Source organism: Bacillus paralicheniformis, assembly GCF_002993925.1.
Lineage (GTDB): Bacteria > Bacillota > Bacilli > Bacillales > Bacillaceae > Bacillus > Bacillus paralicheniformis.
On the sequence record NZ_CP023665.1, the window covers coordinates 727,064 to 746,985 of the forward strand.

19 protein-coding genes and 1 other annotated feature are annotated in these 19,922 nt (G+C 46.7%); of the genes, 12 read left to right on the forward strand and 7 right to left on the reverse strand.

Going from position 1 to position 19,922, the window contains the following annotated elements; genetic code table 11:
* The first annotated feature begins 130 nt into the window (after positions 1 to 130).
* From CP943_RS03735 to pgmB, 9 genes are all read left to right on the forward strand, one after another.
* Positions 131 to 1,081, forward strand: a complete 951-nt coding sequence (locus CP943_RS03735) for a LacI family DNA-binding transcriptional regulator (RefSeq protein WP_023855561.1) — start codon at positions 131 to 133, stop codon at positions 1,079 to 1,081.
* A gap of 115 nt (positions 1,082 to 1,196) precedes the next feature.
* Positions 1,197 to 2,960 (forward strand): glycoside hydrolase family 13 protein, encoded by a 1,764-nt coding sequence (locus CP943_RS03740; RefSeq protein WP_105980757.1) that lies wholly within the window; start codon positions 1,197 to 1,199, stop codon positions 2,958 to 2,960.
* Between the two features lie 94 nt (positions 2,961 to 3,054).
* Complete coding sequence (locus tag CP943_RS03745; protein ID WP_105980758.1) at positions 3,055 to 4,308, forward strand: extracellular solute-binding protein; 1,254 nt, start codon at positions 3,055 to 3,057, stop codon at positions 4,306 to 4,308.
* A 41-nt stretch (positions 4,309 to 4,349) separates the two neighbouring features.
* Positions 4,350 to 5,657: a carbohydrate ABC transporter permease gene (locus tag CP943_RS03750; RefSeq protein WP_020450401.1), complete on the forward strand. Its 1,308-nt coding sequence runs from the start codon at positions 4,350 to 4,352 to the stop codon at positions 5,655 to 5,657.
* Positions 5,658 to 6,509, forward strand: coding sequence for a sugar ABC transporter permease (locus CP943_RS03755; protein ID WP_023855564.1), 852 nt, complete (start codon positions 5,658 to 5,660; stop codon positions 6,507 to 6,509).
* A gap of 4 nt (positions 6,510 to 6,513) precedes the next feature.
* Complete coding sequence (locus CP943_RS03760; RefSeq protein WP_105981350.1) at positions 6,514 to 7,398, forward strand: DUF1189 domain-containing protein; 885 nt, start codon at positions 6,514 to 6,516, stop codon at positions 7,396 to 7,398.
* On the forward strand, positions 7,376 to 9,712 hold the full coding sequence (locus tag CP943_RS03765) for a glycoside hydrolase family 65 protein (RefSeq protein WP_105980759.1): 2,337 nt from the start codon (positions 7,376 to 7,378) through the stop codon (positions 9,710 to 9,712). The genes CP943_RS03760 and CP943_RS03765 overlap by 23 nt, the downstream gene beginning before the upstream one ends.
* On the forward strand, positions 9,654 to 11,360 hold the full coding sequence (locus CP943_RS03770) for a glycoside hydrolase family 13 protein (RefSeq protein ID WP_105980760.1): 1,707 nt from the start codon (positions 9,654 to 9,656) through the stop codon (positions 11,358 to 11,360). The genes CP943_RS03765 and CP943_RS03770 overlap by 59 nt, the downstream gene beginning before the upstream one ends.
* Complete coding sequence (gene pgmB / locus CP943_RS03775; RefSeq protein WP_020450406.1) at positions 11,357 to 12,037, forward strand: beta-phosphoglucomutase; 681 nt, start codon at positions 11,357 to 11,359, stop codon at positions 12,035 to 12,037. The genes CP943_RS03770 and pgmB overlap by 4 nt, the downstream gene beginning before the upstream one ends.
* Before the next feature lie 215 nt (positions 12,038 to 12,252).
* On the opposite strand, the gene tyrS is transcribed toward pgmB, so the two are convergent.
* The 4 genes from tyrS to CP943_RS03795 form a co-directional block, all read right to left on the reverse strand.
* Positions 12,253 to 13,506 carry a tyrosine--tRNA ligase gene (gene tyrS / locus CP943_RS03780; protein ID WP_105980761.1) on the reverse strand — a complete coding sequence of 418 codons (1,254 nt, stop codon included), beginning with the start codon at positions 13,504 to 13,506 and terminating at the stop codon, positions 12,253 to 12,255.
* A gap of 42 nt (positions 13,507 to 13,548) precedes the next feature.
* Positions 13,549 to 13,766 (reverse strand) — a binding site (T-box leader).
* A complete protein-coding gene (locus tag CP943_RS03785; protein WP_223254891.1) occupies positions 13,761 to 14,207 on the reverse strand; it encodes a MarR family transcriptional regulator in 447 nt (148 codons plus the stop codon). It overlaps the preceding feature by 6 nt.
* Before the next feature lie 197 nt (positions 14,208 to 14,404).
* Positions 14,405 to 14,971 carry a hypothetical protein gene (locus CP943_RS03790; protein ID WP_105980762.1) on the reverse strand — a complete coding sequence of 189 codons (567 nt, stop codon included), beginning with the start codon at positions 14,969 to 14,971 and terminating at the stop codon, positions 14,405 to 14,407.
* Positions 14,968 to 15,369, reverse strand: a complete 402-nt coding sequence (locus CP943_RS03795; protein ID WP_206761178.1) for a hypothetical protein — start codon at positions 15,367 to 15,369, stop codon at positions 14,968 to 14,970. Before CP943_RS03795 ends, CP943_RS03790 begins: the two co-directional genes overlap by 4 nt.
* A 192-nt stretch (positions 15,370 to 15,561) precedes the next feature.
* On the opposite strand from CP943_RS03795, the gene CP943_RS03800 reads away from it, so the two are divergent.
* Both CP943_RS03800 and CP943_RS03805 read left to right on the forward strand, forming a co-directional pair.
* A complete protein-coding gene (locus tag CP943_RS03800; protein WP_020450411.1) occupies positions 15,562 to 15,942 on the forward strand; it encodes an RlpA-like double-psi beta-barrel domain-containing protein in 381 nt (126 codons plus the stop codon).
* Positions 15,943 to 15,998: 56 nt separating this feature from the next.
* Complete coding sequence (locus CP943_RS03805; protein WP_023855572.1) at positions 15,999 to 17,018, forward strand: PD40 domain-containing protein; 1,020 nt, start codon at positions 15,999 to 16,001, stop codon at positions 17,016 to 17,018.
* Between the two features lie 44 nt (positions 17,019 to 17,062).
* On the opposite strand, the gene CP943_RS03810 is transcribed toward CP943_RS03805, so the two are convergent.
* The 3 genes from CP943_RS03810 to CP943_RS03820 all read right to left on the reverse strand — a co-directional run bounded on the left by CP943_RS03810 (position 17,063) and on the right by CP943_RS03820 (position 18,832).
* Positions 17,063 to 18,055 carry a DUF4003 domain-containing protein gene (locus CP943_RS03810; protein WP_035337070.1) on the reverse strand — a complete coding sequence of 331 codons (993 nt, stop codon included), beginning with the start codon at positions 18,053 to 18,055 and terminating at the stop codon, positions 17,063 to 17,065.
* A 94-nt stretch (positions 18,056 to 18,149) separates the two neighbouring features.
* Positions 18,150 to 18,458: a hypothetical protein gene (locus tag CP943_RS03815; RefSeq protein WP_020450414.1), complete on the reverse strand. Its 309-nt coding sequence runs from the start codon at positions 18,456 to 18,458 to the stop codon at positions 18,150 to 18,152.
* A gap of 116 nt (positions 18,459 to 18,574) precedes the next feature.
* Positions 18,575 to 18,832 carry a hypothetical protein gene (locus CP943_RS03820; RefSeq protein WP_105980763.1) on the reverse strand — a complete coding sequence of 86 codons (258 nt, stop codon included), beginning with the start codon at positions 18,830 to 18,832 and terminating at the stop codon, positions 18,575 to 18,577.
* A gap of 290 nt (positions 18,833 to 19,122) precedes the next feature.
* Between CP943_RS03820 and lepB the strand changes: the two genes are divergently transcribed.
* Positions 19,123 to 19,671 (forward strand): signal peptidase I, encoded by a 549-nt coding sequence (gene lepB, locus CP943_RS03825; RefSeq protein ID WP_020450416.1) that lies wholly within the window; start codon positions 19,123 to 19,125, stop codon positions 19,669 to 19,671.
* Positions 19,672 to 19,922: the final 251 nt, after the last annotated feature.

Genomic DNA, 19,922 nt, shown 5'->3' on the forward strand with positions numbered 1-19,922 from the left:
CCGTTTTTTTATTTTCTCCTTCTTATAAAATTTCTTTGATTCCATCTTATAATTAATTTTAACAAGGTGTCATCAGCCCTCAGGAAGGACTAGCTGACAGTTTGAATCGTATAGGTAAGGCGGGGATGAAATGGCAACGTTATCTGATGTAGCAAAGAAAGCAAATGTATCGAAAATGACGGTATCGCGGGTGATCAATCATCCTGAGACTGTGACGGATGAATTGAAAAAGCTTGTTCATTCCGCAATGAAGGAGCTCAATTATATACCGAACTATGCAGCAAGAGCGCTCGTTCAAAACAGAACACAGGTCGTCAAGCTGCTCATACTGGAAGAAATGGATACGACTGAACCTTATTATATGAACCTGTTAACGGGAATCAGCCGCGAGCTGGATCGTCACCATTATGCTTTGCAGCTTGTCACAAGGAAATCTCTCAATATCGGCCAGTGTGACGGCATTATAGCGACGGGGTTGAGAAAAGCCGATTTTGAAGGGCTGATTAAAGTATTTGAAAAGCCTGTCGTTGTATTTGGCCAAAATGAAATGGGCTATGATTTTATTGATGTTAACAATGAAAAAGGTACCTATATGGCAACACGCCACGTCATTGGGCTGGGCGTCCGCAATGTCGTCTTTTTTGGAATCGATTTGGATGAACCCTTTGAACGGTCAAGGGAAAAAGGCTACCTTCAGGCGATGGAAGGCAGTCTGAAAAAAGCGGCGATTTTCCGGATGGAAAACAGTTCGAAAAAAAGTGAAGCACGCGCACTGGAAGTGCTGGCATCCCTTGATGCACCGGCAGCCGTGGTTTGCGCTTCCGACCGCATCGCGATCGGGGTCATCCGCGCGGCGCAATCGCTCGGCAAAAAAATTCCGGAAGATGTCGCGGTTACCGGCTATGACGGGGTGTTTCTCGACCGGATCGCTTCGCCTCGCCTGACGACGATCAGACAGCCTGTTGTTGAAATGGGAGAGGCTTGCGCCAGAATCCTGCTGAAAAAAATCAATGAAGACGGAGCGTCGCAAGGCAATCAATTTTTTGAGCCGGAACTTATTGTCCGGGAATCGACTTTGTAAGGGTCTCATTCTGTTACCGGTAACAAGCTGAAAATGATTGTTCCTGTTATGCCGTCATGATAATTTCAGAATAAAAGCCGGTTTATCACAGCCGGACAACCAAAAAGGGGGAAACATGATGGAATATGCAGCGATTCATCATCAGCCTTTCAGCTCTGATGCCTATTCTTACGATGGAAGGACATTGCACATCAAAATCCGTACAAAAAAGAATGATGCCGATCACGTACGCTTCATTTGGGGAGATCCTTACGAATACACCGGCGGCACATGGAAAGCGAACGACCTTGCGATGGCGAAAATTGCCGCGACAAGCACGCATGATTACTGGTTTGCCGAAGTGGCGCCACCATTCAGGCGTCTGCAATACGGGTTTATCCTTACAGGCGCTGATGGTCAAGACACTTTTTACGGAAGCAGTGGTGCCTGTCCGTTTGCCGGAAAAGCGGCAGATATGGCCAAGTACTGTTTTAAATTTCCGTTTGTTCATGAGGCAGATACGTTTAATGCACCTGACTGGGTCAAATCAACCGTCTGGTATCAAATTTTTCCGGAGCGCTTTGCCAGCGGCCGAGAGGATTTGTCTCCGGAAAACGCTTTGCCGTGGGGAAGCAAGGACCCCGAGGTGGACGATTTTTTCGGAGGGGATTTGCAGGGGATCATAAACAAACTGGACTATCTGGAAGACTTGGGGGTAGGCGGCATTTATTTGACGCCGATCTTTGCCGCGCCTTCCAACCATAAATACGATACATTGGACTATTGCTCGATCGATCCGCATTTTGGCGATGAGGAACTCTTTCGCACGCTGGTCAGCCGGCTTCACGAGCGGGGAATGAAGATCATGCTTGACGCTGTTTTTAATCACATCGGCAGCGCTTCGCGAGAGTGGCAGGATGTCGTCAAAAACGGTGAAAAGTCCCGTTATAAAGACTGGTTTCATGTTCATTCTTTCCCTGTTAAAGAAGGCGGCTACGATACATTTGCGTTTACGTCCGAGATGCCGAAGCTCAATACCGCCAACCCGGAAGTTCAGGCTTATTTACTTGATATCGCGCTGTACTGGATACGCGAATTTGATATCGACGGCTGGCGTTTGGATGTGGCAAATGAAGTCGATCATGCGTTTTGGAAGAAGTTCCGTCAAGCCGTTACTGCAGAAAAGCCCGACATTTTTATATTGGGCGAAATCTGGCATCAGGCTGATCCGTGGCTTAGAGGAGACGAATTTCATTCGGTTATGAACTACCCGTTCACAGAACCGATGATTGACTATTTTGCAGACGGATCGATTTCAGCTTCGCAAATGGCGAGCCGCATCAATTCGCATCTCATGAGCGGGATGAAGCAGGTCAATGAGGTGATGTTTAATTTGCTGGACAGCCATGACACGAAGCGGATTTTGACAAGATGCGGAGGAGATGAGAAAAAAGTACGCTCTCTTTTGGCATTTATGTTTGCTCAGACAGGCTCGCCGTGCATTTATTACGGAACCGAAATCGGGCTGGACGGCGGGGATGACCCATTGTGCCGGAAGTGCATGGTTTGGGAAGAAGAGAAACAGAATCAAGAGATGCTCACATTTATGAAACGGCTGATCGCTTTGCGAAAACAAGAAAATGATGTATTGACGTATGGAGCGCTCGAGTGGAGGCTGGTTGACGACGAAAACGATTTTGTCAGTTTTTCCCGAACGGATGAAGGAAAAGAGCTGATCTACTTCTTCCACCAGGGCAGCGAGGTGCGCCGTGTCAGATTGCGGGATTTGAAGATTGCAAGCGACAAAAGAATATATGATGCGTGGTCGGAAGAAGCGCTCCATCATGATGATGCGGTCGACATACAGCCAGGCGGGTTTTTCATTTTGGGGGCGGTTTAAATTCTGTTACCGGTAACAGAATTTAAACTATTGTAACCGCTTTCTATCGAGGATTACAATTGTCTCAGATTCTAAGATAGAAGGGGGAAAAAAGATGCAACATTTAAAAAAAGGATTTTTAGCGATGCTGGCGACAGTTCTGCTGTTCGGTCTTGCCGCCTGTTCAAGTTCAAAGGAAACGGGGGGCAACGGCGGGAAAAAAGTGCTGACCGTGTCTGTAGAAGAGGTCTATAAACCTTACGTTGAAAGCATAAAGGAAGGTTTTGAAAAAGAGAATGATGTGACAGTCAAAATTGTTGAAAAGCCAATGTTCGATCAGCTTGAAGCGCTTCCTCTTGACGGCCCGGCAGGCAATGCGCCCGATGTCATGCTTGCGGCATACGACCGTATCGGCGGCTTAGGACAGCAAGGGCATTTGCTGGAAGTCAAACCGTCTAAGACTAAAAGCTTCGGCGACAAAGAAATGCAGCAAGTAACAGTTGACGGAAAAGTCTACGGAATCCCGCTTGTTATTGAAACTCTCGTACTCTATTACAATAAAGACCTGTTAAAAGCGCCGCCAAAAACCTTTAACGAGCTTGAGGATTTAACAAAAGACAAGAGGTTCGCTTTTTCTTCGGAAAAAGGAAAATCGACCGCTTTTCTCGCAAAGTGGACGGACTTTTACATGTCATACGGTTTAATGGCGGGATACGGGGGATATGTATTCGGAGCTGACGGCACGGATTCCGGAGACATCGGTCTGAACAACAAGGGGGCCGTGGAAGCGGTGGAATACGCCGAGAAATGGTTCAGTGAATATTGGCCGAAAGGCATGCAGGACAATACGAGCGCTGACGATTTTATCCAGCAGACCTTTATGGACGGAAAAGCAGCTGCTGTTATCGGAGGTCCCTGGTCAGCTTCCAATTATAAAGAAGCCGGTTTGAACTACGGTGCCGCGAAAATCCCGACATTACCAAACGGAAAAGAATATGCTCCGTTTGCAGGCGGAAAAGGCTGGGTCGCCTCTAAATATACGAAAGAGGCAGAGCTTGCTGAAAAGTGGCTGCAATATGCCGCAAATGACGAAAATGCTTACCGTTTTTATGAAGATACGAACGAAGTTCCGGCCAACCTCGCCGCACGAAAAAAAGCAGGGGAGCAAAAAAGCGAGCTGACGTCGGCGGTCATCACACAATACGAAACGGCGACTCCGACTCCGAACATTCCGGAGATGGCCGAGGTATGGACAGGTGCAGAAAGCCTGATATTTGACGCGGCAGCAGGGAAAAAATCGGCACAGCAATCAGCGGATGATGCCGTCCGTGTAATTAAAGAAAACATTAAAGAAAAGTATGTGAAATAAAACGGCGGTTTTAGCGTCCGGAAGAATAGAGGGCGAAAAAAATGAACAAAGACCAAACACTTGCAAAACGGAGCCGGAAGGCAGCGCTGTTATCGATTATTCCCGGTGCTGGCCAGATTGCAAACCGGCAGTTTTCAAAGGGGATCCTTTTTCTTGTCATCACAGGCTTGTTTATTTGTGAGTTAGCGGTTTTCGGTTATCAGGCGCTGATCGGCCTCGCGACGCTGGGGACTGTCCCGGGAGAAGATCACTCGCTGTTTCTGTTGATAGAGGGCACGCTGCAATTGATATTGACGCTCGTTTTTCTGATGTTTTACATCTTTAATCTGTATGATGCCCGGAAGACCGCCGCGATGAAAGCGGCGGGTTTGAAAATCAGCGAGACGGCCGGGGACATGATCAGAAATGCAGGTGACAAAGGGTTTCCGTATTTATTTACGCTGCCGGCATACCTCATGATGGTGTTTGTGATTATTTTTCCGGTGCTGGTGACTCTGTTTATCGCGTTTACAAACTACGATTTTTATCATATTCCGCCTAACAGTCTCATCGACTGGGTCGGCTTTAAAAATTTCATGAATATCTTTTTCCTTGGCTCATATCGGCAAACATTCGCCGATGTACTGGGCTGGACGATCATCTGGACGATCTGCGCGACAACGCTGCAAATTGTTCTCGGCATCGTGACAGCGTTGGTCGTCAATCAAAACTTTATTAAAGGCAAGCGGATGTTCCGGATCATCTTTCTGCTTCCGTGGGCCGTTCCGGCATTTATTACGATTATGAGCTTTGCCAACATTTTTAATGACTCGGCGGGCGCGATGAACGTCCAAGTGATCCCGCTTTTGAACCAGCTCCCGTTCGTCGATATCCCGGCTGTCGCATGGAAGACCGATCCGTTCTGGACAAAGACGGCTTTGATTATGATTCAGACGTGGCTCGGTTTTCCATACATTTATGTCATGGTGACAGGGGTGCTTCAGGCGATTCCCGGAGAGCTTTATGAAGCGGCAAAAATTGACGGCGCGACATTTATTCAGCGCTTTAAACACATTACGCTGCCGATGATTTTATTTGCGACCGCACCGGTGATGATTACCCAGTATACGTTTAATTTCAATAACTTCTCGATCATCTATTTATTTAATGAGGGCGGTCCGGGGAGTGCGGGGGCCGGAGCCGGGTCAACCGACATCTTAATATCCTGGATCTATAAACTGACGACGGGAACGTCGCCGCAGTATTCCGTGGCGGCTGCTGTCACACTGCTCATTTCTTTCATTGTCATCGGGGTTTCCCTGATTGCTTTTAAGAAATCGAATGCCTTTGGCAATGAGGAGGTCATGTAGATGAGAGGGATTTTCAAAAATACGCGGTTCACCGGGATGCTGAACAAGGTTTTGACCTATATATTTTTGACGTTTTTAAGCATCGTGATTATTTATCCGCTTTTGATTACGGCATCATCCGCATTTCGGGTCGGGAATGTAGCAGCTTTTACACTCGATTTTTCGGGCCAATGGACATTGGACCACTTTAAGCGGCTGTTTGAAGAGACGCTTTACCTCAACTGGTACGGGAATACGCTTGTGATCGCGCTGTCTGTCATGGTGTTCCAGGTGACGATTGTGACGCTTGCCGGCTATACGTACAGCCGCTACCGGTTTGCGGGCCGAAAAAAGAGTCTCATTTTCTTTTTGATCATTCAAATGGTGCCGACGATGGCGGCGCTGACCGCTTTTTACGTCCTGGCCATGCTGATCGGAGCTTTGGACCAATATTGGTTTTTAACTGCAATCTATATCGGCGGCGGAATTCCGATGAACACATGGCTGATGAAGGGCTACTTTGATACAGTGCCTAGAGAAATCGATGAAGCGGCGCGGATTGACGGAGCGGGGCACCTGCGGATCTTTGCTTCGGTCGTTCTGCCGCTTGTGAAACCGATGCTTGCTGTCCAGGCGCTGTGGGCGTTTATGGGGCCGTTCGGCGACTATCTGCTGGCGAAATTTCTGCTTCGCTCGCCGGAAAGCCTGACCATCGCCGTCGGTTTGCAGACATTCATCTCCAATCCGCAGCAGCAAAAAGTCGCGCTGTTTGCAGCGGGCGCGATTCTTGCGGCTCTGCCGATTTGCATCTTGTTCTTCTTTCTCCAAAAGAACTTTGTGTCCGGTTTGACATCCGGCGGAACGAAGGGATAAACCGATGAACGACATGAGACACGAAAAGCTGATCGTCCGCTTTCTTAAAGCAGCGGCATCACCGGCGGGCGTCATGCGCTGCAAACATACATTCAGCTGGCTCGAAATTTCTTTTCTGTTTATGTTTTTGACAGCTTGCTTAACGGCGCCCGTGTCGATTGCGTTGATGAAAATGGACCGCTTCAACGCCGGGAATTTGCTCCCAAACGTTGTTCAAAAGGCTGACGCGCAATTCATCAAACAATTAAAAGGCTACCAATTGACAAACGGGAGATTGACAGGCGCAGACGAGCTGTACCGTGTGGAGAAAGAGAAAACCTTGCTGGCGGTCGATTTGAAGCATGAATTGAAAACAAGCGGTGAGAACGGCCGGATAAAGGCGGAAGGCGGCTATCAAAACGCGCTCATCTTTCAGTCAGATCATCTGATCATCAGCGATCAAAGCGGAGCGGGATTTTCTGTCCGCTATCCGGCAAAGGCCGGGCTGAATGATCTGGATGCCGATCATGTAGGGGATTTTATCGGTGCCATGTGGTTTGCCCAATATAAGCCGCTTATCATCATGCTGGCCTGTTCCGCGGTTTTCATCATTTCGCTTTTTGTAACGGCCGTTCTGACGGGAGGCATCTGGATCTCCAAAAAATCCAACATGACCGGGATAAGGTCGTTTAAGGAAGCGGCCGCAGCGGCGGTGTGCGGATCAGCGCTTCCGGCAGCGGCTGCAATGGCTTTTGGTATGATCCGCTTTGACTTCATCATGATGCTGCTCATCCATTCGTGCGGAAGCGCTTTGATGGTCTCTTTCATCTTCAGGCATATATTCAAAACCCGCCATCACAACGAAAATCTTCAGTCAGGAGGAAATCATGGTAAATCAGCGGCTATTTGAGATCGACCAGTGGAAAATCAAAACAAACCAATTTGAAAAAGAACATAAGCGGCTTCAGGAAAGTCTGACATCCTTGGCGAACGGCTATATGGGGATCAGGGGGAATTTTGAAGAAAGCTATTCAGGCGAAAGTCTCAAAGGCACATATATTGCAGGGGTTTGGTTTCCGGACAAAACGCGTGTCGGCTGGTGGAAAAACGGCTATCCCGAATATTTCGGGAAAGTGATCAATGCGATGAATTTTATCGGAATTGATGTATATGTAGACGACGAAAAAGTCGACCTCAATCAAAACGGCATCGAATCGTTTGAATTGGAGCTTAATATGAAGGAAGGCATCCTGCGGAGAAGCGTTGTCGTTCGTGTGAATCAAAAGGCTGTCAAAATTTCGTCGGAGCGCTTTCTTAGTCTTGATGTCCAGCAGCTGTGCGCGATTCATTATGAAGCGGAATGCCTGACCGATGAAGCTGTTATTACACTTGTCCCTTATCTTGATGGCCATGTCGCAAATGAGGATGCCAATTTCGAAGAGCGGTTTTGGCAGGAAGAAGTGAAAGGCGCCGAATCTCATCGCGGTCATCTTGTGACGAAAACGATTGAGAATCCGTTTGGAACGCCGCGTTTTACGGTGGCTGCTTCAATGTGCAATGTGACAGAAGGATATGTCAGCGAGCATTTTCAAACGGATGCGATGTACGCGGAAAACCGCTTCTGTTACGAAGTGAAGCCGGGAACAAAGGCTTCTTTAAAAAAATTGATCATTGTCACAACGTCCCGGGACTTTGAAGAAGCAGAGCTTTTAGTAAAGGGCAGGGCGCTTTTGGCTGATGTTCTTCAGCAGGGATATGAAGAAGCGAAGCGGAGGCATACCGAACATTGGATGGAAAGGTGGGCAAAGGCTGACATTGAAATTAAAGGGGATGATGAGCTTCAGCAGGGCATCCGGTACAACCTCTTTCAGCTTTTCTCGACATACTACGGAACCGATTCGCGCTTAAACATCGGGCCGAAAGGATTCACGGGCGAGAAATACGGAGGAGCCGCCTACTGGGATACTGAGGCGTACGCCGTTCCTGTGTATTTGGCGACGGCCGAGCCGGAGGTGACAAAGAATCTGCTTTTATACCGATATCATCATTTGGAGGCAGCTAAACGGAATGCGGCCAAACTGGGGCTGAGGGGAGCCCTTTATCCGATGGTGACCTTCACAGGCGATGAATGCCACAATGAATGGGAGATCACCTTCGAAGAAATTCACCGCAATGGCGCAATCTGTTATGCGATCTACAATTATGTCAATTACACAGGCGACCGAGACTATATGAAAGAATACGGGATAGACGTTCTCGTGGAAATCAGCAGATTTTGGGCTGACCGTGTCCACTTCTCAAAACGTAACAACAAATATATGATCCACGGCGTTACAGGGCCGAATGAATATGAAAACAATGTCAACAACAACTGGTATACGAATTTGATTGCGTCGTGGACGCTTGAGTACACGCTCGAAAACCTCGCTGTCCTCCCGGAGGAAAAACGCCGCCGGCTTGATATACGGGAAGCCGAAATCGAGAGGTGGAAGGATATCATTGCGAAAATGTACTATCCATACAGTGAGGAATTAAATGTTTTTATTCAGCATGATACATTCCTAGATAAAGAGCTTCAGGCAGCGGATGAGCTTGAACCGGATGACCGCCCGCTCTATCAGAATTGGTCATGGGACAAAATTCTCCGCTCCAGTTTTATTAAGCAGGCGGATGTTCTGCAAGGCATTTATTTCTTTAATCATCGATTTACGACGGAAGAAAAACGGCGCAACTTTGAATTTTATGAACCGATGACGGTTCATGAATCGAGTCTTTCGCCGTCTGTCCATGCGGTGCTGGCGGCTGAACTCAAAATGGAAAAGAAAGCGCTTGAACTGTATAAGCGTACAGCGAGGCTTGACCTGGATAATTACAATCATGACACAGAGGAAGGGCTTCATATTACATCGATGACTGGAAGCTGGCTCGCGATCGTGCAAGGATTTGCCGGCATGCGGACCCAAGATGAGACGCTGTCGTTTGCTCCGTTTTTGCCGAAGGAATGGGACGGTTATTCGTTCAACATCAATTATCGGAACCGGCTAATCAATGTGCAGGTAGAGGAAAACAGCGTCGCCTTCAACCTTGTAAAAGGAGAACCGCTTTCCATGACAGTTTATGGAGAGCAAATCGCACTGAACGGACGGTATGAAAGGAGGATGCCCGATGAGCCAATGGTGGAAAGAGGCAGTCGTGTATCAAATTTACCCGCGGAGTTTTTATGATTCCAACGGAGACGGATTCGGTGATTTGCAGGGCGTGATTCAAAAGCTCGATTACATTAAAAGCCTCGGAGCCGATGTTATCTGGCTGTGTCCTGTGTTTGATTCCCCGCAGGATGACAACGGCTACGACATCAGCGACTACAGAAGCATATACGAAAAGTTCGGGACGAACGATGATATGTTTCAATTGATTGATGAAGTGCATAAACGCGGAATGAAAATCATCATGGATCTTGTCGTGAACCACACGTCTGATGAACATGCCTGGTTTGCCGAAAGCCGCAAGTCAAAGGACAATCCTTACCGTGATTATTATTTTTGGAAAGATCCAAAGGCGGACGGTTCAGAACCGAACAATTGGGGATCGATCTTTTCAGGATCGGCGTGGACATTCGATGAGCGGACAGGGCAGTATTATCTTCACTACTTTTCGCAAAAGCAGCCTGACTTAAACTGGGAGAATGAAGCGGTTCGCCGGGAAGTATACGATTTGATGACGTTTTGGATGGACAGAGGCGTGGACGGCTGGCGGATGGATGTGATCGGTTCCATTTCCAAATATGTCGACTTTCCCGATTATGAAACAGATGACAGCAGTCCTTATGTCGTCGGCCGCTATCATTCAAACGGCCCCCGTCTGCACGAATTTATACAAGAGATGAACCGGGAAGTGCTGTCCCGTTACGACTGCATGACGGTCGGCGAAGCAAACGGCTCAGATGTTGAAGAAGCGATAAAATACACGGATCCAAGCAGACATGAGCTGAACATGATTTTTACATTTGAACATATGGACATCGATACAAAACAACATTCGCCGAATGGGAAATGGCAGATGAAGCCGTTTGATCCGATCGCTTTAAAAAAGACGATGACGAGGTGGCAGGCCGCTTTAATGAATGTCGGCTGGAACACGCTCTATTTCGAAAATCATGATCAACCGAGGGTCATATCCCGCTGGGGCAATGACCGCGAACTGCGCAAACAATGCGCCAAAGCATTTGCAACGGTCTTGCACGGGATGAAGGGAACCCCGTTCATTTATCAGGGAGAAGAAATCGGCATGACAAACAGTGAAATGCCGCTCGAGATGTATGATGATCTCGAAATCAAAAACGCATACCGCGAACTTGTCCTCGAAAATCAAACGATGACAGAGGAAGACTTTCGAAAAGCCGTGGCGAAAAAAGGGCGGGATCACGCGAGAACGCCGATGCAATGGGATGACGGAAAACACGCGGGCTTCACAGATGGAGAGCCTTGGCTGGCGGTAAATCCCCGCTATCAAGAAATCAATGTGAAAGAATCGCTCTCAGATGAAGATTCGATTTTCTATTATTATCAGAAGCTCATCGGGCTGCGCAAACAACATAAAGTTATCGTACATGGAGATTACCAGCTGCTGCTTGAGGATGATCCGCAAATCTTTGCGTATATCCGTGAATACCGGGGCGAAAAGCTGTTAGTCGCCGTGAATTTGTCAGAAGAAAAGGCGCTGTTTCATGCTCCGCCGGAATTGCTTGAAGACAAGTGGGATGTGCTGTTATCCAATTACGCCCGCGAGCGGCTTGATATAAGCGGCAGCATGGACATGGAACCCTATGAAGCTTTTATGATGATCAGTCGGGCAAAGGGTTCGACATTATGAAAGCGGTCATTTTTGACTTGGACGGCGTGATCACGGATACGGCCGAGCATCATTATCTCGCTTGGAAACATACTGCCGAACAAATCGGCATTGAGATTGACCGGAGCTTTAATGAACGACTGAAAGGAATCGACAGAGAGCGGTCGCTTAACACGATTTTGATTCACGGCGGTGCGGCCGGAACGTATCGGGAGGCGGAGAAACAAGAGATCATGCGCCGGAAAAATCAATACTACCAACAGCTGATCCAAAACTTGACACCGCATGACCTGTTGCCGGGAATCGCCGGGCTATTTGCCGAATTGAAAAGGGAAAATGTAAGCATCGCGTTAGCTTCGTCAAGCCGAAACGCGCCCGCTATTTTGCAACGGCTCGGGCTCATGGACGAATTTCATGCTGTCGTTGACCCGGCTGCGCTTGCTCGCGGAAAGCCGGACCCCGAAATTTTTTTGACGGCCGCAGCGCTGCTCGGTGTGCCTCCGTCTCAGTGTGCAGCAATCGAAGACGCTGAAGCCGGGATCGCCGCGATCAAATCCGCAGGGATGTTTGCGGTGGGAGTCGGTGATGAGACATCGCTGAGCGGGGCTGATTTGATCGTGCCCGACACAAACGAGCTGACATTTGAGCTGCTGAAGGAAGGATGGCAGCGCTGTTGCTGCATAAGAGAAGACAAATGAATCGTAAAATGGCAGGCCGCCGCTGGCGGCCTTATTTGCAATCAGAGAGGTGAAGGCAAAATTAAGATCAAGGTGTTCGGGAGGCCGTTCGGATATGCTTTTCGAATCGAAACCATCAGGCGATTGAATACCGACCTGTTGCAAATTCTAACGCCTGCGCTTTTCATGAAAAACAGCCTAATCGATCCTTTTAAAAGGATGATTAGGCTGAATGTTTATTGAGACATTTGCAATTTGACAAACTTCCGTTTGCCGACTTGGATAATCATACCGTGTTCGACCGCCACATCCGCATGAATCGATTCTGCTTTGATGCCGTTGATTTTAACGCCACCGTTTTGGATCATTCGGCGGGCTTCGCTTTTGGAAGGGAGGAGTCCGAGCGTCACCAATAAATCGGTGACAGGCACCGTTCCGTCACCTTGCCAGTGTACAGACGTTATATTGTCCGGCGCGCTGTTTTGCTGAAAAACCTTTTTAAACTGCTGTTCGGCCGCTTCGGCCGCCTCGCTTCCATGATACATGTTGACGATGATTTTCCCGAGAAGCATTTTCGCATCTCGCGGATGAACGGCCCCCGTTTCCAAATCTTTGACAAGTCGTTTTTTATCTTCCGCCTCCAGGTTGGTCGCAAGATGGATATATTTTTTCATCAAACTGTCCGGAAGCGACATCGTTTTTCCGAACATTTCATGAGGGTCTTCATCAATGCCGATGTAATTGTTCTTTGATTTCGACATTTTTTCAACCCCGTCAAGTCCTTCGAGCAGCGGCATGAGAATGACGACCTGTTTTTCTTTTCCATACTTTTCCTGAAAGTGTCTGCCCATGAGCACGTTAAAATGCTGATCCGTTCCGCCCAGTTCGATATCGCTGTCGAGAACGACCGAATCATATCCCTGCATCAACGGGTAAAAGAATTCATGAAGCGAAATCGGCTTTTGCATGGCAATTCTTTCTTCAAAATCATCGCGTTCCATTAGACGGGCGACGGTAATTTTGCCCGCGAGCGTAATGACGTCTTCCAAGGTTAATCGTTTCAGCCATTTTGAGTTGTAGTGAAGCTCGACTTTGTTCTGATCAAGCACTTTTCCAAACTGTTGAAAGTATGTTTCGGCATTGCGGCGGACTTCTTCGTCCGTCAGCTGTTTCCTTGCGGCGGATTTTCCTGTCGGATCGCCGATTTTTCCTGTGAAATCGCCGATCAGGAGCTGGACGATATGCCCATTTTCCTGAAATTGGCGCAGCTTATTCAAGACGACAGTGTGGCCTAAATGAACGTCAGGCGCCGACGGATCGAGACCAAGTTTAATTTTCAGCGGTTCGCCGGTCAAAATCGATTTGGCCAGCTTTGCCCGCAGTTCTTCCGGGGGAATGACCTCCTCCGCTCCGTTCATATATAAGTGAAGCTGCCTTTCGACTTCCCGCTTCTCGGCAGTTGTCAGTTGATCAAATTGTTGTTGCTGCATGATAACTCCTCCTTTTTTGTATAAAAAAAGAGCCTCATCCCGATAAGGGACGTGGCTCAAATGCACGCGGTACCACCCTGGTTGAAGACCTCCGTCTTCCGCTCTATTTCAGATAACGGTTTCCCGTTCTTTGCTACTTGAAGGTTCACAAAGAAAGCTCGGGGAGGTAATTCGCGTCTGCCTTTGTACCGGCTCGCACCAGCCGCCGGCTCTCTGGAACAGGGAGACAGCCCGCTACTTGTTCCCGTCGTTGCTTATGGTTTATGAAGATTGTCGTTCACTTTTCGAAGGAGCTCGATCAATGTATTCTGCTCCTCTTTTGTCATGCCTTTGATCAGCATTGTTTCCCCTTTGTGGAACGCCGGATAGAGCTCTTCAATAGCGGCTTTTCCTTCAGGGGTGATCTCGGCGTATACGTGTCTGCGGTCTCGCGGATCCGTGCTTTTTCCGCAAAAGTTCTTTTTTTCAAGCGTTTTAATGACATTGCTCGCAGTGGCTGTTGAAATGCCTGACAGTTCAGCGAGTTTTCTCGTTTCAAGTCTGCCCCATACCCATAGATCGTAAAGAATCGAAAAAGCCGTCCATGACAATTGATATGAGGAAAGGATCTCGGTCTCCATTTTGACGCGGAGCTTTTGCGCTGACCGGTAAAGGTTGGTGGCAACCGAAATGGCTTCAAGATTCAAGGACTCGATCGGCATGCGTTTCAGCTTGATGAGTGTGTCGTGTTCTTCCTGTCGAAGATGGGGGGATCTATCCAAATCGTGACGCCTGCCTTTTTATTTTCAGAATCATTAGCTATGAAACGAATTTTAACAGATGGTTTTCATCCATGCAAGCCCTTTTTTGATATGACGAGAAAAGCCGGCATCATGATGATGACCGGCTCTTGTTTCAGCTATTTTTTGGTGATCTGTTTGCGGCGCACTTCAACCCGATCCCCTTTTTGAATGTTGTCATACTGTTTTTTCGAGACGAGGACGGCATGTTCTTTTCCGTTTTGATCTTCAATCAACAGCCAATATCTTTTTTCTTTTCGTTCAGAGAGCGCTTTTTCTTTGATTCCGGCGGTGCGGAGCATGCTTTTTTGTTCTGCTGTATATCCGCCCGCGTGGAAGATCATCCAGTATGGAAAGTAGTAATTCAAAAAGGCTGATCCAGCAGGATTTTGATTGAGTGTCCGCTTGATGCTCCCTTTGTACAGGGCATTGGACGGCAGTGTCCGCTGGATGGCGTTGAACTGACTGCTCTTGTTTAAATATTGTCGGCTCGCAGACTGATTCATATAACTGCGCATTCTCTGGTTGACTGAACCCGGACGTGTTTTTAAAGAGCTGTTATTAGCCGAGGAACTCGAAGCCTTGGTTCCGGATGTTCCATTGCTGCCTGTTGCCTCTGCTTGAGCAAAAGGCAGCAAGAGAGACAGCGCCATGATCAAAATAAGAGGAGCGCTTTTTTTCTTCATTGTTCATCACTGCTTTTTTGTTCCACTTTATCTTTGACGACGCCCTCAAGCGGCTCCTGGTCATATTTGATGTATGGGGGACGGTAGATGAAGGCTTCATGATCGCGGATTTTAATATAAGGCTGTTCGACATTTTCCACATTTTCTACATATTTTTTGAAAGTCTCCGTCTTTTCTTTCCCATTTTTCACGTATGATGCTTTCAGTAAAGGTGCTTTGTCGGATTCGCTGTCATTCACGTAATCAAACCATACGAGATCGTATTTTTGAATGGAATGGTCTTCTGAGACCTCCTGTGAACGGTCTGAAGCGGATGATGAACATCCAGATAGGGGAACGGCGAAAAGCATCGCAGCCGCGGATAACGAGATCAGTTTCGATTTTTTCACTGTGATCATCCTATTCATTTTGGTTTCTCTTTTATATACGAACGATCCCGGCAAAGGTGTCATCTGTTCTTGATAGTCTGGTAGAAAACTGGGCGTAATAATTGCATTTTAAACGTAAACAAACTGTAAAATACCATTTCTATGAAAAAAGGTATAATTTGAATGTCAGAAAAAAATCCCATTCACGGAGGATATTTTTATATGAAGAAGATACTTTTTTCTGTTTTTGTTTTGGCAGGCAGCTTGCTATTGGCATTCAATTTTGCCGGTGAGGCGAGTGCTAAAACGAAAAAAGTCAGCGGCTACATCACTTGGTACAACGGCGTGGGCAAAGTCGGCGCTGACGGCAAAAGGCTCGGCCATTGGGACTGCGCCACAAAGATGGGCTTCGATGTTCCGAGAAAAGGCACAAAAATAAGAGCCTATTCTAAAGCAAAACCAAAGAAAGTCATTACAGTCTATAAATATGATGTCGGCAGAATGCCGGGCGCTGTGTTGGATGTAAGCCCGAAAGCTTTTAGAGCTTTGGGATTTCCGACAAGCAAAGGAAAGGTAGCCGGACATTATACATATAAAAAATAGGAGAAAAGAAGCAAGGAAAATCGTTTTCTTGCTTCTTTCAATTGGCGGGGGCGAATATGAAAAAAGTCTTTGTGTTTTTGTTGGCGGCCGTCATTTTAGCCGCAGGCGCATTTGCGGCCTTCCGCTATTTCGTCCCGGAAAAAGCGGAGCCGGCAAAGGGCGGCGGTTCGGACCTGCTCGTATCGATAACCGATCAGAAGCTGATGACCGCTTACTATGAAAATCAAAATAAGCTGTATGAAGAAAAGATGACGGATTACCCGGCTGCGGCATTAGACCGGAAAAAACGCATTCTTTATTATACGAACACCGATAACAGCAATATGAAGCATTTGATCAGGCTGGATTTGCAGTCGGGCGAAAAAACAACCCTATATTCAGGGGATGAATATGTCGACGGACTCAGTTTATCGGCGGACGGTTCGAAGCTGTTCATGCGATACAACCTTGCGGAGGAGAGAAATTTTCACCTCGCTTCCTTTGATTTAAAACAAAAGGCGTTTCACGTCATTTATCCATCGTTAAACAACAAGGACGAGAGCGTCAGCTACTATCAGTACAACAAAGCGAACAATCAATTCGTTATACTGCATTATTCATTGAAAGAAGACTATCAAAAAACAGATGAGGCGAACAGCAAAGGAGTGCCACCCAAACCGACGAATATGAACATTTCCCTGGCGGATGAGAAAGATCAGCACCAGGTGAAAACGATCGCAAAATTTATCAATGACACGGCAATTTCGCCGGATGGCAAAACGATCGTCTTTACAGAATCGGCTGATGATCAGAAGTCGATTTATGCGATGGATGCCGAAACGAAAAAATATAAAGCGATCATTTCAGATCAGCGGGCATTTTCATTAGTCGACTCAGCACAACCGCAATTCTCGAAAGACGGGAAAAAACTTTACTTTCTCGCTGAAGCAAAAGATGCGAAGCTGCTTGAAGATGAAACGGGGAGCGAAGCAAGGGTGAGAACGATTTATTCGTATGATATGGATACGAAAAAAGTGAGCAAAGCCTGGGAAAAAACAAACGGAATTATCAACACCTTTTCCGTTATTGACGAATAATGAGCATCAGCCGGCACAAACAGTCTGTGCCGGCTGATGTTTTATCATGAGCCGTTTGCCTGAGACGCCGCAGCCGAGCTCGTCATAATGGCGATTGCTGCCGTCTGTTGTGCTTGAATAACGGCTTCAAGCGTTTGATAAAGTCCTGTTTCCAGAAGCGTCGGATCTTCCGTTTTTTCGCTCATGTACAAATTGACAGCCGTTTTCAGATTCATGTCTTTCTGCCACCTGAACAGTTTATCGCTGTTCAATGCGCCTGCCATGATTGTGATGGCATCTATGTCTTTTTCACCGTTCTCAAGCAATGCAAGCAGTCCGATTTCCGGGTAATGGACAGGCTTCGGTCTTCTATGCTTTTTTGTCAATTCATCGTATATCCGAAGGGAGCGGGCGACAAGCTGATCGGAATCCCGCTCCGGCAAAAGCGAGAGGATGTGGCTGAGAAACTGCAAATCGTTCCCTTTGCGAAAACCCGCTTGGTTCAGCTTTTGGTAAAACGCTTCGATATAGTCGATCAGTTCACCTGTTTCCATGTCTGAACCGGCCAAAAGCACGGCGAGCGGGTAATCGCCGGCCGATGTTAAAAAGACGTGCTTGTCCTTCATTCCTTTGTAAATAGACAAAGCCCGATTGATTTTGTCTTCATGATCATGCTCATCAGGATATTTTGTCAAAAGGATAAGTGCGGACAAGTAGGTGAAAATGCTTTTTTTGAATCCGTTGCCGGTCAGTTTTTCGTAAATAATGAAAAAAGGTCTGATATGCGTTTCAGGTTCTTCGAAGCGCACGTCAAACATAGCGGCGAATGTATAGCGATGGGCCGACTTTAACGGCGAAAATGTCCCGGCGGCCTGTTTGACGGCCTCACTAAGCGTTAAAAACCGTTCTTTATTAAAAGGCCGCTTGTTGACGACATACATGGAAGCAATCATCATCAATGTCCGCTGATCTGTGACTTTCCATTTTAAATCGCTTTTTAACTCAGAGTAAATTGCTTTATATTGATCCAATCGCTGCTGCAGTTTAGCAGATGCCATTTTATCTGTCTCCTTCCTCGGTTTGCGTCGTTTTTGTATATACGAAGCAAAGGAAAATAAGTTTCATGGATTTGGCATCATACCGGGCTTTTGCTTAATAATATGGAAAAGGATACAGCGCGGCAATAATAACAAACGGGAAGATCCTGCTCCTGAACCGTCGGAATCGCCGGCGCGGATATCCGTATCCGCCGTAAAACTGCCTTTCATCTGTCACGTCTTCGGGAATGAGGAGAGATGCTTCCTGACGGTTCACCCCTTCAAGGATCCCGTGAACGGAACGGCCGTCCTTCATTTTCAGCACGACGTGATAGTGCATGTATTTGCGGCATAAATCGTGCAAAGACCTTTGATGATCATGGGGCATTGAGCAAACGGCATCTTTCGGAACACTCATATTCATTTCCATCTCCTTTTAGATTTATGGTATTCATCTAATGGATGAATGTTCCGGCTTGGAACGGTGAAGCCGTGGTATATGTAAAAAAGCCGATATGAATCGGCTTTAAAGATCAATGGTCAGCACTTCTTTCTGCGGCACTTGAAACGGTCGTCGTCATCATCAGAAAAACACTTTCTTTTTCTGCATTTGAACCGGTCATCGTCAGAGCTGCGGGATTTATCCGTTTTAACGGTTTTATCCGTATTATTTGTTTTATCCGTTTTATCCGTTTTATCGGTATCCGCCGAACGCAGCGCTTTCCTTGACTGTCTTTCTTTTTCCCGCTCAGGGCTGTATGGATCGTAATTGTCATAGTACTCTTCGTAGCTGCTCATTTTGAGGCAATCACCGCCTTTGGGTCATGATATGATAATGTATTATAAAGAGGGGCGTTTTGCCTGTGCATATGTAATGGTTTGTTGTGCCGTAAATAAGCTGATCAACTGACAAAATTCAACATTGAATAAAAGGATTTTTCGTTTCAACCGCTAATATTATTATGTATCAACTATTTTTTTACGGCTGCGCCTGCCGATGCTTGCGAGAAAGCATTCAGGCGGACAGTCTGATAGGATAGAAGGAGCGGAATGCCAATGAAACGATCCGAAAGTGAAGGAGAGTACTTATGAAAAATAGTAGAAAAAAAGAAATCTTATCGTGGGTGAAAACACTTGTCATAGCCGCCGCGCTTGTCATGGTTTGCCGCTATTTTCTGTTTACGCCGTCAACTGTTTTGGGAGATTCAATGTATCCGACTTTAGAGGACGGCAACATGGTCATGGTTAGTAAAATCAGCGATATTCAGCGCTTTGATAAAATTATTTTTCACGCGCCTGATTCAGATGAAAACTATGTGAAAAGGGTGATCGGCCTCCCGGGGGATACGATCGAAATGAAGGACGATGTCCTTTATATTAACGGAAAAGTATATGATGAGCCTTATTTAAAGAAAAACAAACAAAAGCTGACGCTTCATGAACATTTAACAGATAATTTCACACTGGAGAAATTAACCGGCAAACAAAAGGTGCCGGAAGACCACTTGTTCGTGATGGGTGATAACCGTCAAAACAGCAAGGACAGCCGCTTTTTCGGATTTATTACAATGGACTCCGTTGTCGGCAAAGTTGAGTTCCGTTATTTTCCTTTCAATGAGATCGGCGGAATAGAATAGAAACGAAAAAGGCTTCCCATGATACGAATGGGAAGTTTTTTGGTTGTTAGCGCCCAGTTTTGGATGTCACAGATGCTCTCTAAATAAAAAGGGATTGCCATGTTTGATTGTTGATTATAATTTATCATTGAAACAATAATAACTAAAAAATCCTCGATTTAACAATTTAGTGTATGGTATTCTTTAAGCACAAATATTGTTCACTTTTACTATACATATTATTGGGGGGATAAATGGAATCAAAAAATAGT